Below are 14492 nucleotides of genomic sequence, written 5' to 3' on the forward strand. Positions count from 1 at the left end.
GGCGTTGCCCCTGAACCCCTTCGGCACCGATCCCTTGCCCGTCCTTCTCCTTGCTGCCCGATCGGGTGCGGAGGGGCTGCCCATCGAACCGTGTCTTCCCAACCCGAGATTCCACACACCCTGTTTTAGAAGAACCTTTTCTAGAAGAAGAACTGAAGTAGTAGTAGGTCCTGTTAGTTCTGTGGACTTCGGCCATTCACCCAGGTCGGAGCGTCCGGCGGCGTGTGGATGTCGTCGGGGTGGCTCGAGGATGAACAACGCGTGGCTGTGGAGTCCACCTGCTACTCCACATCTCTCCTCGAGCCATCCTCGAGTTGGTCCCACGTTTCGGGCCATGCTGCGCACATCTGAGCGAAACCGGGGACAACTCGAGGATTCCTCGAGGACCTGACATGGACTCCTCGAGGAATCCACAAGCCGCTGAGCGCATCCGGGCAGGTCAGCCCTCGAGGATGAATCCACCTGTGAGAACTGTGCACGAAAAGTTGTGCACCCCTGTGCATGACGGCTTGGGGGCAACCCGGTGGACAACAGTGGGATTCCTCGAGGAGTCCACATACCTTCCTCGAGGACTCCTCGAGGAATCCACAACCCCGGAAAACAAAGAACCCCACGTCAGACGACGTGGGGTCCTGTGGACTGTGGATCAGCGCGAACGCTGTTTGATTCGGGCTGTGAGTTCTTGAACCTGGTCGTACACGCGCCGCCGCTCGGTCATCTCCTTGCGCACCTTCTTCTCCGCGTACATGACCGTGGTGTGGTCGCGGCCGAAGGCCTGGCCGATCTTGGGCAGGGACAGATCGGTGAGCTCACGGCACAGGTACATGGCGATCTGCCGGGCCTGCGCCAGCGGTCGCGCCTTGCCGGGACCGGTCAGCTCCTCCAGCGTGGTGTTGAAGTACTCCGCGGTCACGGCCATGATCGTGGCCGCCGTGATCTCCAGCGTCGCGGTGTCGGGCATCAGATCCCGCAGCACCACCTCGGCCAGCGACAGATCCAGCGGCTGCCCGTTCAGCGACGCGAACGCGGTGACGCGGATCAGCGCGCCCTCCAGCTCGCGAATATTGCGCTCCACCCGGCTGGCGATCAGTTCGAGCACATCGTGCGGCACGTCCAGGCGGTCCATGCGGGCCTTCTTGCGCAGGATCGCGATACGGGTCTCCAGCTCCGGCGGCTGCACATCGGTGATGAGCCCCCACTCGAACCGGGTGCGCAGCCGCTCCTCCAGCGTCGCCAGCTGCTTGGGCGGCCGGTCGGAGGACACCACGATCTGCTTGTTGGCGTTGTGCAGGGTGTTGAAGGTGTGGAAGAACTCCTCCTGGATACCTTCCTTGCCCTCGATGAACTGGATGTCGTCGACCAGCAGGATGTCGGTCTCCCGGTAGCGGCGCTTGAATGCCACCTTCCGGTCATCACGCAGCGAGTTGATGAAGTCGTTGGTGAATTCCTCGGTGGACACGTACTTCACCCGCATGCCCGGGAACAGCCGCTGGGCGTAGTGGCCGGCCGCGTGCAGCAGGTGTGTCTTGCCCAAACCCGAAGCGCCCCAGACGAACAGCGGATTGTAGGCGCGCGCCGGCGCCTCCGCGATGGCCACCGCCGCAGCGTGCGCGAAGCGGTTCGAGGCGCCGATGACGAAGGTGTCGAAGGTGTACTTCGCGTTCAGGCTGGCCGAGGACGGCGCGGGCGCGGGCTCGCGTTCCGGCGTCCGGTTGAAATAGGTCGGCCACGAATTGCGGACATTGACCACCGGCTCGTCGTCGTGCGCCTCGTCCACCGGCCGGCGCGCGGCCGGTTCCTCCGAATAACGCGGTGCGGGTTCGTCCGAATAACGCTGGGGCGCGGGCTCGTCCGAGTACCGCTGCGGGGCGGGTTCATCGGCATAGCGCTGCGGTTCGTCGGAATACCGCTGCGCGGCGGTACGGACGGGTTCGTCCTCGGGATCCGGCGAGAACAGCGACTCCTGCCCGGGCGGCATGGGCGCGCTGCGGTGGTTGTCGCGGCGCCGGGGCGGCGCGGGCGGCTCCCCGACCGGCATCGTGCGGTCCGGCGCCGACATCGGCAACTCTTCGGCCATCGGCGGCTGCCCGAATTCCACAGGTGGATAAGCATCGCGCTCGTCGTACTCGGCCGGGTAGTCCTGGGGAGGGAGGTAGCGCGGTGCCGCGTACTCCTGCGGACTCGGATACATGGGCTGTGGACGCTCGCCCAGCGGCGGCTCGGCCGGATACGCGGGAGGCGCGGGTTCGGGTTCGCGCGGGCGTTCGGGCCGGGAGGTCATGCGCGCGTGCCGCGGGGCATTCCCCGAGCGACCGGCGGGCGGATGCTGTTGCGCGCGAATGCGCACGCCCAGGCCCTCGACCTGCAGACCGCGACGGGCCAGGGATCGCAGAATGAGCTCCCGCAGGTCCCGCTCGACCGTCACCTGCGCCATCGTGCCCGGCACCGAGAGCAGGGCGAAGCCCTGCGCGAAGGTGATCGGTTCGATAGTGTTCAGCCACGCCTTGTGGGCCTTGCTGACCGGCTGGATCTCCCCGTCCGCGGAACCACTCGCCAACTCGGCGATCACCTCGGGCCAGACAGCCGTCAGCACATTCTGCTCGTCGTCCACGAACGTAGTCCTCCCCGGATGTAGGTCGATAGGAGCAGACGGTCTGCGCTGCTCGGCTCCCCCAGTCACCGGGCGTCGGCGAGTCACCGTCGGCCCTACGAATATGCCACTCCAGGGGTCTTTCCACACAATTATCCACAGATGTGGACAACCTGGGGATACACGCAACCGCGTGTCTGGTTCCTCGAATCCGGCGCGTACCTGCGGGTTCACAGCAATCGGCTGGCAAAGTCAACCGCAGTTGCAGAGAAGGACTGGAAAGGACCGTACACGACGCCCGCGCCGCGACACGAACCCGCAGCAAACGCCACGCGGAACGATCGATCCAGTATGGAAATCGGGCCTCGACCCCCGAGTTTGACCCTCGTCCAGGGGGTAAGTACCCTTCTACAGTCACCCTGTGGTGCGATGGCGGCTGTCTGCTGCCCGTGCCGACAAGGGTATTGCGCCGAGAGACCCAGGTCCCTCGAGAGCACTGTTTCACCGACAAGCTTCGGGCGTCACCGGATGCCCACCACCTAGAGGAGTGTTGACCGTGGCCAAGGGCAAGCGGACGTTCCAGCCGAACAACCGTCGTCGGGCGCGCGTCCACGGCTTCCGTCTTCGGATGCGGACCCGTGCGGGTCGTGCCATCGTCTCGGCGCGCCGTGGCAAAGGCCGCGCCAAGCTCACGGCCTGATTCGGCAACCCCCCGGATGCGGCGTCGTATGTACGACTCGCCGTCCGGTCTCCGGTCCCCCATCCGCCCGCACTCCGCTGGATGCTCAGGTGCTGCCTGAGCCCTACCGGCTGCACCGGCGCATCGACTTTTCCCGGACGGTGCGCCAGGGCCGGCGGATCGGGAGACGGGACCTCGTTGTGCACGTACTGCTACACGATGATCAGTCGAGCGGATCGACCCCGGCCATCCGGGTGGGCGGTCCGCGTTTCGGCTTGATCGTCAGCAAGGCGGTGGGTCCGGCGGTGGTACGCCACCGGGTGGCCCGCCGCCTGCGTCATATCTGCGCAAGCTTGACGGCCGAATTGCCCGGCGGCGCAGACATCGTCATTCGCGCCCTGCCGGGTGCGGCCGACGCGCCCTCCGACGAACTGCTGCGTCAATTGCACAGCGGTTTGCGTAAGCTCGGCGCTCTGTCATGAACGCCCTGCGCGCCGCTGCCCGGATACCGGCCAAAGCTCTGATATTCCTCATCGAGCTGTATCGGACCTATATCTCCCCCACCCGCATGCCGGTGTGCCGATTCACTCCCTCGTGCAGTGAGTACGCGGTGACGGCGCTGCGCACCCGCGGACTGTTCGTCGGGCTCGGACTGACGGCCGTCCGATTGGCGAAATGTGCGCCCTGGCACCCTGGTGGGTGGGACCCCGTACCGGAGCGCAAGCACCGGCACGCGGCATCAGCTTACGAAGGATCATCGCCCGCGGTGACCGGCGATACGAACGACGGGAGTGCATAGCGCCGTGCTCGACTTCATTTATTACCCGGTGTCGGCCATTCTGTGGTTCTGGCACCAGGCATTCGGGTATGTGCTGGGCAAGAACAGCGGATTCGCCTGGGCACTGGCCGTGGTGTTCCTGGTGTTCACGTTGCGGCTCGTGCTCTACAAGCCGTTCGTGAAGCAGGTGCGCACCACCCGGCAGATGCAGGAGTTGCAGCCCCAGATCAAGGAGCTGCAGAAGAAGTACAAGAACGACCGTCAGGAGATGACGGTCCAGATGCAGAAGCTGCAGAAGGAACACGGCTTCAACCCGCTCATGGGCTGTCTGCCGGTGCTGCTGCAGGTTCCGGTGTTCCTGGGTCTGTTCCACGTGCTGCGGTCGTTCAACCGCACCGGCCACGGGATCGGGCAGCTGGGCATGACGCCCTACGACAATGCCCACACCCCGAACTACATCTTCTCCGCGGCCGACGTTCAGTCCTTCCTGTCCGCCCGGCTCTTCGGCGCTCCTCTCTCGGCCTACATCACCGAGCCCGCCACCGTGCTGCAGTCCTTCGCCGACTACGGCGGCGTGCCGACCAAGCTGGCCATCGCTCTGGTCTCGATCCCGCTCATGGTGATCGCCGGTGTCGCGACCCACATGAACGCCCGCGCCTCGGTGAAGCGGCAGTCCGAGGCGGCCGCGGCCAACCCGCAGGCCGAAATGATGAACAAGCTGGCGCTGTACGTCTTCCCGCTCGGCGTGCTCGTGGGTGGTCCGTTCCTCCCCGTCGCCATCCTGATCTACTGGGTCTCCAACAACATCTGGACCTACGGGCAGCAGCACCTCGTCTTCGGCCGCATCGAGAAGGAAGAAGAAGAGAAGAAGAAGGCGGCCCTGGAGCGTCGCGCGCAGAACGCCCCGAAGCCGGGCGCCAAGCCCGTCGACGTCCGCAAGAAGCAGGCGGCCGCCAAGGTCGAGGACGCCCCCGCCGATGCCGTCGAGGACGCCGTCTCCGACGCGCCGCAAGCGTCGCAGAATGGTGCCAAGCCCGCGCCCGGCGCCCGGCCGAGCACCGGCAAGAAGCGCTCCGGTAATCGTGGCCGCGCCAACCAGAAGCGGCGTCGCTGAGACTTACAACTCCAGATGAAGGAAACAACCATGACTGTTGAAACCGACGGAGGGGAACCCACTGTGACGGCAGCGACTGCGGCACCGGACGCCGCGACCGACGCCGAGGAAGCGCTCATCGAAGAGGGTGAGATCGCCGGCGATTACCTCGAGCAGCTGCTGGACGTGCTCGACTTCGACGGTGATATCGACCTCGATGTCGAGGGCGACCGCGCCGTCGTGAGCATCGACGGCGGCAAGGATCTGGCGAAGCTGGTCGGTCGACGGGGTGAGGTGCTGGACGCGCTCCAGGAGCTGACCCGGCTGGCCGTGCAGCAGGCGACCGGCGTGCGCAGCCGGCTCATGCTGGATGTCGCGGGCTGGCGCGCGAATCGTCGTTCGGAACTGAGCGCGCTCGGCACCGAGGCGGCCAAGCGCGTGCTGGAAACCGGTGAGCGTGAGGCCCTCGCTCCCATGACCCCGTTCGAGCGCAAGATCGTCCACGACGCCGTGGCTGCCCTCGACGGTGTGGTGAGCGAGAGCGAAGGCGTAGAGCCGAACCGTCGCGTGGTGGTACTCCCCGCCTGACACGCGGACACATACGGCAGGGCCCCCGGGTTGCAGAGACCCGGGGGCCCTACGCTTATCTGAAGTCGTCCCCCGTCGCAATTCGCCACCGTGCGAGGGGGTTCGGGGCATGATCCCCGACAGTCCTCCATGGGTTGGGCAAGTTCGTTCGGAAGGATGTTTCACGTGGAACCTGACACCGAGATGACCGCTCCGGGTCCGGTCGATCCCCCGGCCGCGGCCGCGGTCGTTTTCGGCGATCGGCTCGACAAGGCCCGGCTCTACTACACCGCCCTCGCCACCGCGGGCGTGGAGCGCGGACTGATCGGCCCGCGTGAGGTCCCCCGGCTGTGGGATCGCCACATTCTCAACTGCGCGGTGATCGGTGACCTGATCCCCCACGGCGTGCGCGTGGTCGACATCGGCAGCGGGGCGGGCCTGCCCGGCATCCCGCTCGCGATTGCCCGCCCTGATCTCCGAATCACCTTGGTGGAGCCGCTGCTTCGCCGGACCGTCTTCCTGGCTGAGTTCGTGGCCGAGGCCGGACTCGACAATGTCCTCATTGTGCGCGGCCGGGCCGAGCAGGCCGGTGTGAAGAAGGAGGCGGGCGGCGCGGACATCGTCACCTCCCGTGCGGTCGCTCCCCTGGCGAAGCTCGCGGGGTGGTCCATGCCGCTGGTCCACGAACACGGACGGATGCTGGCGCTCAAGGGAATCAGCGCCGCTGAGGAACTCGAGCGCGATCGAGACGACCTGACCAAGGCGGGCGCGGGGCACGCCGAGGTCCTGGAATGTGGTGTGGGAGTGCTCGAGACGCCGACCTATGTCATCAGTGCCGAGCGGTTGGCGCGCGCTGAGCGCCGCGCGGAGCGCAAGGGCGGGGGTCGTGGGACCGGTCGTCCGAAGCGTCACTGACGAAGCTCGGGCGACTCCGGGGTTGCGATGTTTCATGTGAAACATGAAGCCGGTTGCGATCTTTGAGTGGTTTCGCGGGTGAGTTTCCCCGACTCGAGGCGTGTCGCGGTGCGAAGCTGCCCGTTCAACTTCCGTATTGTGTCCTCTACTGGCAAGCTAATGAACGTCGAGCGTGAACGACTTCCAGCCGATTCGAGCCAGCCCTCGGTGACAACGCAGCGTCGCGGCCGTTGCTGCCAGGTGCGCGAAATTCTGCTCGGCCATGTGTCTTTGAGTTCTTCGGGTTAGGAGCCTGTATGTCCAACGGTCCGGCGAATGTTTCACGGGAAACAACGTCCCGGGTTCCCGGCATGCTCGATAGCGGTCCCTTCGATACCGACGAGTTCAGCCGTACCCCGTTCGGGAACATCTCCGCTGACACCCCGATTGCCGCCGAGGCGCAGCGCGCGAGTCAGGTGCTGTCGGGCACCAATGCCCAGATTCCGCGTCCCCGGGAACAGCGCATCATCACCATCGCCAATCAGAAGGGCGGCGTGGGCAAGACCACGACGGCCGTGAATCTGGCTGCCGCGCTCGCCATTCAGGGCATGCGGGTGCTCGTCATCGACCTCGACCCGCAGGGCAATGCCAGCACCGCCCTCGGCATCGAGCACCACTCGGGCATCCCCTCCAGCTACGAACTCCTCATCGGCGAGTGCTCGGTCAGCGACGCTATCCAGCAGAGCCCGCACAATGAACGGCTGCTGTGCATCCCGGCCACCATCGACCTGGCCGGCGCGGAGATCGAACTCGTCTCCATGGTCGCCCGCGAGGGCCGGCTCAAGGCCGCCATCCAGGAGGCCAATCTCGCCGGGTACGACATCGACTACGTCATGATCGACTGCCCGCCGTCGCTGGGTCTGCTCACCGTCAATGCGATGGTCGCCGCCAAGGAGGTGCTGATCCCCATCCAGTGCGAGTACTACGCACTCGAGGGCGTGGGTCAGTTGCTCCGCAATATCGGTCTGGTGCAGGCACATCTGAATCCCGGATTGCACGTCTCCACCGTCGTTCTCACCATGTACGACGGCCGTACCAAGCTCGCCGATCAGGTGGCCGAGGAGGTGCGCTCGCACTTCGGAGATGCGGTGCTGCGCGCGGTCATCCCGCGCAGCGTGAAGGTGTCGGAGGCTCCCGGCTACGGCATGACCGTCCTCGATTACGATCCGGGCTCGCGGGGTGCGATGAGCTATCTCGATGCCGGACGTGAGATCGCGGCGCGTAGCTCGGCGCGCCAGACTGCGCCGGCGTCCGTTTCGGACGCACAATCCGGTGTGTAGGTGAATCTCGGTGGCGGTGAACGGTGAACAACGGAAGGGGTCGGTAGGCCGATGAGTCAGGCGAAGAAGGGTGGACTGGGGCGCGGCCTCGCGGCACTGATCCCGACCGGCCCGGCGACCACGCCCGGCGGGCTCGGCAGTGCCGCCGCCAATGTCGTCATCGGCCTGGATCCGGTTGGTCCGCAGCCGGGGTCGGCGCATCTGCATCGGGTTCCCGATCCGGTCGAGTCGGCCGTCGACGGCAGGGACGCGGGTGCGGTCTACCGGGAGATCCCGCCGGAGCAGATCGAGCCGAACCCCAAACAGCCGCGCACCGTCTTCGAAGAAGAGGCGCTCGCCGAACTGGTGCACTCCATCAAGGAATTCGGTCTGATGCAGCCCATCGTGGTGCGTCAGGTCGAGTCCGCGCCGGTCCCCCGCTATCAGCTCATTATGGGCGAGCGGCGGTGGCGAGCCAGCCAGGAGGCGGGCCTGCCCGCCATCCCGGCCATCGTGCGTGAGACCGGGGACGACTCCATGCTGCGGGACGCGTTGCTGGAGAACATCCATCGGGTGCAGCTGAACCCGCTCGAAGAGGCGGCCGCCTATCAGCAGCTGTTGGAGGAGTTCGGCGTCACCCACGAGGAACTGGCCACGCGCATCGGCCGTTCGCGTCCGGTCGTCACCAATATGATTCGCCTGCTGAAGCTTCCGATTCCGGTGCAGCGCCGGGTGGCGGCCGGCGTGCTGTCGGCCGGGCATGCCCGTGCCGTGCTGGCCCTGGAGGCGGGGGCCGACGCGCAGGAGGCCCTCGCCGCACGGATCGTGGCGGAGGGCATGTCGGTCCGGGCGACCGAGGAAGCCGTCACCCTGGCGAACCGGAATCCGGATGCGGTCGCTCCCCCGGCGCCCAAGCGCAAGCCGATTCAGATGCCGGGTCTGCAGGACGTGGCGGAGCGGTTGTCGGAGTCCTTCGACACCCGGGTGACGGTCAGTCTGGGCAAGCGTAAGGGCAAGATCACGGTCGAGTTCGGCTCCATCGATGATCTCGAGCGAATTGTCAGTCTCATGGAGCAGTCGAAGCCCTAGAGTGGGTCCACCCCGAGGGTCACAGTGGAAACGTCACTGTGACGTTCGGGTTCATGGCCCTGGAGAGGCGTAAAGCGTTGATCGCTTATTCTTTTTGGCGAGCACTGTGTGATGCGGCGTGAGTGTGGATGAATCAGACAGCTGGAGGCTGAGCAGAGCGGTGTCGACCAGCGTGACCGCACTTACCCTCGGCGGACTCGACAAACTTCCGGCACATGCGCGGCGGTGCGTGTTCTGGGAGATCGATCCGGCGGTGGCGGCGGATTCCCATAGCTTCAGTGACCCGACCTTCGAGAAGGAGGCCTGGCTCTCCACTGTCATGTTGCAGTGGGGGTCGTGCGGACAGGTCGCCGTGGTGGATGACCGGCCGGCGGGCTGCGCGCTCTATGCGCCGCCCAGTGCGGTACCGCGTGCCGGTCTCTTCCCCACCTCCCCGGTGAGCCCGGATGCGGTGCTGCTGACCACGCTGAGCGCCGAAATGCCCTACCGCGACACCGACATAGCCCTGCAGCTGATTCAGGCCGTGGTGGGCGATCTGGTGCGCCGCGGCGTGCGGGCCATCGAGGCTTTCGGCATTCGCAAGGATCCGCCGACCACCGCGATGCCGGCCATCGGTTCCATGACCCTGCGCGAGCGGATCGGCACGCCGCGCCGCTCCCCCGCGCCTGCCCCGTCCGGGTGTTCGCCGGAGCAGTGCATGATCGAGGCCGACTTCCTGGAGGACGTCGGTTTCAAGGTGGTCGCCTCGCATCATCGATTCCCGCGCCTGCGTCTGGAATTGGATCACGAGCACCTGTGGAAGGAAGACGTCGAGCGGGCGCTTGATCAGCTCCTCGCGGCGGCTGCGCTGACGATGCCCACCCGCATCGCCACGCGGTAGCCCATCCGCATCGAGACGCGGTAGACCGCCCAGGGTTCCCACTCCCCCAACGAAAAACCCCTCCAGCCCGAATGGGTTGGAGGGGTTTGTTTCATGTGAAACATCAGAGCCGGTCCGCGGCCGCCAGTTCCTCGGCGAGCAGTTCGGCGAATGTGTATGTCCCCGTGGGCTGGTCGTCCTGGCCCAGCAGGTACAGCCGCTTCACGGAGATCAGGATGGCCTCGGCGATCACGTCGCGCATGCGCGGGTTGGTCAGCACCGAGGAGTCGTAATCACTGGTCAGGTAGCCGATGTCGACCTGGACGGTCGGCATCTTGGTGAGCCGCAGCAGATCCCAGGTGCGGGCGTGGGTCCGGCAGTCCTGCAACGAGGTTCGCGCCACGATCTCGCGCTGGATGAACCCGGCCAGCACCTGTCCGATCATGGACGTGGAGCCGTGCGAGTTGCCGAAGTGGAAGCTGGCCACGCCGCTGGCGGCACCGCTGTCATTGCTGGCGCAGCGCAGCGAGATCATCAGGTCCGCGTCGAAGGTATTGGAGGTCTCGGCCCGTTCGGCATCGGAGGGGTTGGCCCCCCACGGCCGGGACAGGAAGGTCTCCATACCGGTTGCGGCCATGCGTCCTTCGAGCCGGCTGGCCAGATCCCAGAGGATCTCCGATTCGTAGACGTCACCGAATTCGGTCGGCACCGCGGAGCCCTTGTCGGGTCCGCCGAGGCCCGGATCGATGACGATGCGCTTACCGGTGAGCTGCGGCCCGGCCCGGTGCACCACCTCTTCCTCGGCGATGCGGTGCGGGTTGCCACCGGTGACGCGGGCGCCCAGCAGATCCAGCGAGCGCAGGGTGTCGGGACCGCAGATGCCGTCCGAGGACAGCCCGATCTCGCGCTGGAACGAGGTGAGCGCGTCGTGGGTGTGCGGGCCGAAATAGCCGTCCACCCGGTGCACGTAGAAGCCCAGATCCTGCAGTCGCCGCTGCAGAGTGGCGACATCGTCGCCGTACAGCGGTGCGGACAGCTGGTAGATGAGGGTCCGCGCGCCGAGGCGGTAGGACGCCTCTTTCAGCGCGCGGTAGGTCGCCGGACCGACCACGCCGTCGACCAGGAGTCCGCGGTGCTGCTGGAAGGCACGCACCGCGGAGTCCAGGTCATGGTCGAAGATCGCGTCGGCGTCCTTCCAGTACTCCCCGATCGGACCCGAGGGGTCGCTGTTGGGGCGGGAATGCAGGAACCCGAGGCTTGCCAGGGTGCTCCGAACCTCTGCTACGGCTGGTCCTGTATCGCCGTGACGAAGTCGGTGCATGCGTGAGAGCCCTTTCCTTCCGCCAACCCGGGTACCCATTCATGCGGCGGTTCATACCTACGCACGACCGGAGCGTCGAACGATTGTTTCAGACCCGGACCGAATTTCGGCAACTGTCGAGTGCAGGCATCCTAACCCTGGCGCCCGCGTCAGGGGTCGAAGGAGGCAGCTTGCGTAACCACGTGGGCTCCCGCTGGCGCCGAAATTCTATCCAGCGTCGTTAAAGAACTTCTTCCAGTTCGCGCAAGAGGGCAGCTTTGCCCTTCGCACCGACGATCCGCTTGGTTTCCTTGCCCCCTTGGAACAGGACCATGGTAGGCAACGACATGATGCCGTAGTGGGCCGCGGTCTCGGGGTTGTTGTCGGCGTCCACCTTGGCGATGGTGATCTTGTCCGTGTTGGCGGCGGCGATCTCGTCCAGCACCGGTGCGACCATCTTGCACGGGCCGCACCAGGCGGCCCAGAAGTCGACGAGAACGGGCTTCTCGCTGAGCAATACCTCGTCGGCGAACGTGGCGTCGGTCACCGTCTTGGTGGCACCGGTCTTGGCGTCGGACATGCCTAGCTCCTTTAGTTGTTCACTTCCACCGGCTGACCGGCGTGATCGAGGGTGTTGGTGGTGATGTCACCCTGCTCGGCGAGCCAGCGCTCGGCGTCGATGGCCGCGCGGCAGCCGGTACCGGCGGCGGTGATGGCCTGCCGGTAGGTGTGATCGACCAGGTCGCCGGCGGCGAAGACGCCCGGCAGCGAGGTGTAGGTGCTCTGGCCCTGGACCAGCACGTAGCCCTCGTCGTCCAGATCGACCTGGCCGCGCACCAGTTCGCTGCGCGGGTCGTGGCCGATGGCGACGAACAGGCCGGTGGCGGCCAGCTCGGAGGTCTCGCCGGTGCGGGTGTCGCGCAGGGTCAGGCTGGTGACCGCGGTATCCCCGTGCACCGCAACGACTTCCGAGTTCAGGACGAAGCGGATCTTGTCGTTGTTCTTGGCCCGCTCCAGCATGATGCGGGAGGCTCGGAACTCCTCGCGGCGGTGGATGATGGTCACCGAGCTGGCGAACTTGGTGAGGAAGGTCGCCTCCTCCATGGCCGAGTCGCCGCCGCCGACCACCACGATGTCCTGGCCCTTGAAGAAGAAGCCGTCACAGGTGGCGCAGGCGCTGACGCCGCGGCCGAGCAGCTCCTGCTCGCCCGGGACGTTCAGGTAGCGGGCCGCGGAGCCCATGGCGAGAATCACAGCGTAGGCCTCGTGGACCTCGCCGCCGACGGTCACCTTCTTGATGGGACCGGTCAGGTCGAGGGCGTCGACGTCCTCGGTGCGGATGTCGGTGCCGAAGCGCTTGGCCTGCTCCCGCATCTCCTCCATGAGGTCGGGGCCCATGATGCCCTCACGGAAGCCGGGGAAGTTCTCGACCTCGGTGGTGGTCATGAGCGCGCCGCCGAACTGGGTGCCCTCGAAGAGCAGCGGTTCCAGTTCCGCCCGGGCGGCGTACACCGCGGCGGTGTAGCCGGCCGGACCGGAACCGACGATGATCAGGTCGCGAACAGGCGTGCTCAAGGTGGCCCTCCGAAGCTGTTGTACAGAATCTCGATCGCTCGAGCGTGAGCGTGTCGGTCAACAACAGCCTAAACGCTGTTGTTCCCGCAGCTTCCCGACCTCGGGCCTCAGCCGATGTCGGCGCGTCCGAGGACCTGGGGATTGCCTGGGCCGCAGGCTGTTCCGAGGACGGCCGCGGTGATCTGCGGGGGTTTGGGGCCGGCCAGCAGGACCAGGACGCCGGGTGTGCCGGAGAACACGACGCTGCGGGAGCCGAGTATCTGGCGGTCCAGGCCGGCCGCCTGCAGGCAGGTGGCGAGGGCGTTGCCGGCCGCTAGTGGGCCGGTGATGTCGTGGCGGCCCATGGCGGTGAGGACGGCTGTGGGCGCCAGACCCGGGTCCAGGTTGGCGTCGGCGGTCGGTTGGGCGGCCGGGGCCACGGTGCGGGTGCTGACGGCGTCCACGGCTACCACGGCGCCCGCGACCACCGCCGCGGCGGCCGCGGCGACAGTGAGCCAGCGCAGGCGCCGGGAGGGGGTCTCGAACGGGACGGGCTCGCCGGGATCCGTGTCGTCCTCGAACGCGGCCGGGGGCTCGGGATCCTCGAGCTCCCGTGGATCGAGCCGGCCGGTATCGAAGACGGAGTCGTCGAGCACCGGCATGGGGGCGGTGGAGGGCGGGGACGGGTGGGTGGAGCGGGTGACGGGCGGCGGTGCGACGGGCAGCCGGGCCACGGTGGCAGGCCGGTCGGCGGTGGCCGGGTCCTCGTCGCCGGTGGCGAGGTCTTCGATCATGCGTTCCAGACGGGCGGCCACCTCGGCGGGCATGGGGTGGGCGATGTGTTCGTCGCGGCCGAGGTCGTGCAGGCGATCGTCGACGCGGTCGAGTGAGTGCAGATAGCGCATGGCCTCCGGGTCGCGCCGGACCGCGGGCCAGAGCCGCTCGGATTCTTCCGGCGGCAGACTGCCCCCGTGCAGATCGGCGAGCAGTTCGGTGGAGAAGGGCGGCGTGGGTACCTCGGTACCCGCCATTGCTCCTCCGGTGTCCTCCATTGCCCCTCCAGGGCCTCGAGTAGGAAACGCAGACCTGTCTTTGTATCCGACGCAGCGGAACCGTTCAAGGTTCCCCCAATATCGCGTTGTTCGAATGGAATTCAGGTGATCGCAGGTCCGGTGTTCGCTTCGTGAAAGTGCGCCGCGAGCCGCCGCCGCCCCCGGGCGCACCGGCTCTTGACGGTGCCCTCCGGAATACCCAGCAGCGCAGCGGCATCCGCGATGGAGTAGCCCTCGAGCTCGATGGCGACCAGGGCGGTGCGCTGGTCGGCGGGCAGGGTGAACAGCGCCGCGTCGACCATCAGGGTGGCCTCCAGGGCCGCGAAATCGTCTCGTGGGCAGCGTGGTTCGTCGGCCGCGTCCTCGGACAGGGGTTCGGTCCGGCGCAGCTTGTTGCGGCGGATGCGGTCCAGGCAGGCATTGACCACGATGCGGTGCAGCCAGCTGCGCACCTCGGCGTCGCCGCGGAAGGCGCCCGCGGCCTTGTGCGCGGACAGCAGGGCGTCCTGGAGCGAGTCGGCGGCGTCCTCGGGGCCGTAGGAGGCGCGTAGCGCGGTCTGCCAGAGATGGTCGCGGTGGCGGCGGAGCAGTTCGGCGAAGGCGTATGGTGCCCCACCGGCGTGGGCGGTGAGCAGGTCGCGATCGCTGACCTGCGCTGCTTCCACGAGTTCGTGCGCTGACGACAATGCTTCCCCTCAGACCGGTGGCACGGCCTGTT

General features: G+C 66.8%; 15 protein-coding genes. 9 read left to right on the forward strand and 6 right to left on the reverse strand.

Going from position 1 to position 14492, the window contains the following annotated elements; genetic code table 11:
• Positions 1–646: 646 nt before the first annotated feature.
• The gene (gene dnaA, locus AB0L60_RS07915; protein WP_364609022.1) at positions 647–2611 is read right to left on the reverse strand and encodes a chromosomal replication initiator protein DnaA; all 1965 of its coding nucleotides are present in this window, start codon (positions 2609–2611) and stop codon (positions 647–649) included.
• Positions 2612–3146: 535 nt separating this feature from the next.
• Here dnaA and rpmH point away from each other — a divergent pair.
• The 9 genes from rpmH to AB0L60_RS07960 all read left to right on the forward strand — a co-directional run bounded on the left by rpmH (position 3147) and on the right by AB0L60_RS07960 (position 9889).
• Positions 3147–3290 (forward strand): 50S ribosomal protein L34, encoded by a 144-nt coding sequence (rpmH, locus tag AB0L60_RS07920; protein ID WP_033085250.1) that lies wholly within the window; start codon positions 3147–3149, stop codon positions 3288–3290.
• Positions 3291–3379: 89 nt separating this feature from the next.
• Complete coding sequence (gene rnpA / locus AB0L60_RS07925) at positions 3380–3751, forward strand: ribonuclease P protein component (protein ID WP_364609027.1); 372 nt, start codon at positions 3380–3382, stop codon at positions 3749–3751.
• Positions 3748–4068, forward strand: coding sequence for a membrane protein insertion efficiency factor YidD (gene yidD / locus AB0L60_RS07930; protein WP_354849007.1), 321 nt, complete (start codon positions 3748–3750; stop codon positions 4066–4068). Before rnpA ends, yidD begins: the two co-directional genes overlap by 4 nt.
• A 4-nt stretch (positions 4069–4072) precedes the next feature.
• Complete coding sequence (gene yidC, locus AB0L60_RS07935) at positions 4073–5161, forward strand: membrane protein insertase YidC (RefSeq protein ID WP_364609032.1); 1089 nt, start codon at positions 4073–4075, stop codon at positions 5159–5161.
• 30 nt (positions 5162–5191) lie between these two features.
• Positions 5192–5728 (forward strand): protein jag, encoded by a 537-nt coding sequence (locus AB0L60_RS07940; RefSeq protein WP_354849012.1) that lies wholly within the window; start codon positions 5192–5194, stop codon positions 5726–5728.
• Positions 5729–5884: 156 nt separating this feature from the next.
• Positions 5885–6622 (forward strand): 16S rRNA (guanine(527)-N(7))-methyltransferase RsmG, encoded by a 738-nt coding sequence (rsmG, locus tag AB0L60_RS07945; RefSeq protein WP_354849015.1) that lies wholly within the window; start codon positions 5885–5887, stop codon positions 6620–6622.
• 296 nt (positions 6623–6918) lie between these two features.
• Positions 6919–7941, forward strand: a complete 1023-nt coding sequence (locus tag AB0L60_RS07950) for a ParA family protein (RefSeq protein WP_364609036.1) — start codon at positions 6919–6921, stop codon at positions 7939–7941.
• Between the two features lie 51 nt (positions 7942–7992).
• Positions 7993–9009, forward strand: coding sequence for a ParB/RepB/Spo0J family partition protein (locus AB0L60_RS07955; RefSeq protein WP_364609038.1), 1017 nt, complete (start codon positions 7993–7995; stop codon positions 9007–9009).
• Between the two features lie 160 nt (positions 9010–9169).
• On the forward strand, positions 9170–9889 hold the full coding sequence (locus AB0L60_RS07960; RefSeq protein WP_364609041.1) for a GNAT family N-acetyltransferase: 720 nt from the start codon (positions 9170–9172) through the stop codon (positions 9887–9889).
• A 103-nt stretch (positions 9890–9992) separates the two neighbouring features.
• Here the strand turns inward: AB0L60_RS07960 and AB0L60_RS07965 are convergent, their stop codons facing one another.
• The 5 genes from AB0L60_RS07965 to sigM all read right to left on the reverse strand — a co-directional run bounded on the left by AB0L60_RS07965 (position 9993) and on the right by sigM (position 14460).
• Complete coding sequence (locus AB0L60_RS07965) at positions 9993–11189, reverse strand: N-acetylmuramoyl-L-alanine amidase (RefSeq protein WP_364609043.1); 1197 nt, start codon at positions 11187–11189, stop codon at positions 9993–9995.
• Positions 11190–11409: 220 nt separating this feature from the next.
• On the reverse strand, positions 11410–11748 hold the full coding sequence (gene trxA, locus AB0L60_RS07970) for a thioredoxin (protein ID WP_354849029.1): 339 nt from the start codon (positions 11746–11748) through the stop codon (positions 11410–11412).
• An 11-nt stretch (positions 11749–11759) separates the two neighbouring features.
• Positions 11760–12743, reverse strand: a complete 984-nt coding sequence (gene trxB, locus AB0L60_RS07975) for a thioredoxin-disulfide reductase (protein WP_364609047.1) — start codon at positions 12741–12743, stop codon at positions 11760–11762.
• 107 nt (positions 12744–12850) lie between these two features.
• On the reverse strand, positions 12851–13753 hold the full coding sequence (locus tag AB0L60_RS07980) for a hypothetical protein (protein WP_364609049.1): 903 nt from the start codon (positions 13751–13753) through the stop codon (positions 12851–12853).
• A 122-nt stretch (positions 13754–13875) separates the two neighbouring features.
• Positions 13876–14460 (reverse strand): RNA polymerase sigma factor SigM, encoded by a 585-nt coding sequence (sigM, locus tag AB0L60_RS07985; RefSeq protein WP_364609051.1) that lies wholly within the window; start codon positions 14458–14460, stop codon positions 13876–13878.
• Positions 14461–14492: the final 32 nt, after the last annotated feature.

It is taken from the genome of Nocardia sp. NPDC051981 (genome assembly GCF_040680715.1).
Lineage (GTDB): Bacteria > Actinomycetota > Actinomycetes > Mycobacteriales > Mycobacteriaceae > Nocardia.

Bases quoted from the DNA above. Each gene is read 5' to 3' on its own strand.
- AB0L60_RS07965 (WP_364609043.1), bottom strand. From the start codon at position 11,189: ATGCACCGACTTCGTCACGGCGATACAGGACCAGCCGTAGCAGAGGTT.
- rsmG (WP_354849015.1), top strand. From the start codon at position 5,885: ATGTTTCACGTGGAACCTGACACCGAGATGACCGCTCCGGGTCCGGTC.
- AB0L60_RS07955 (WP_364609038.1), top strand. From the start codon at position 7,993: ATGAGTCAGGCGAAGAAGGGTGGACTGGGGCGCGGCCTCGCGGCACTG.
- AB0L60_RS07940 (WP_354849012.1), top strand. From the start codon at position 5,192: ATGACTGTTGAAACCGACGGAGGGGAACCCACTGTGACGGCAGCGACT.
- AB0L60_RS07950 (WP_364609036.1), top strand. From the start codon at position 6,919: ATGTCCAACGGTCCGGCGAATGTTTCACGGGAAACAACGTCCCGGGTT.
- AB0L60_RS07980 (WP_364609049.1), bottom strand. From the start codon at position 13,753: ATGGCGGGTACCGAGGTACCCACGCCGCCCTTCTCCACCGAACTGCTC.
- yidD (WP_354849007.1), top strand. From the start codon at position 3,748: ATGAACGCCCTGCGCGCCGCTGCCCGGATACCGGCCAAAGCTCTGATA.
- trxA (WP_354849029.1), bottom strand. From the start codon at position 11,748: ATGTCCGACGCCAAGACCGGTGCCACCAAGACGGTGACCGACGCCACG.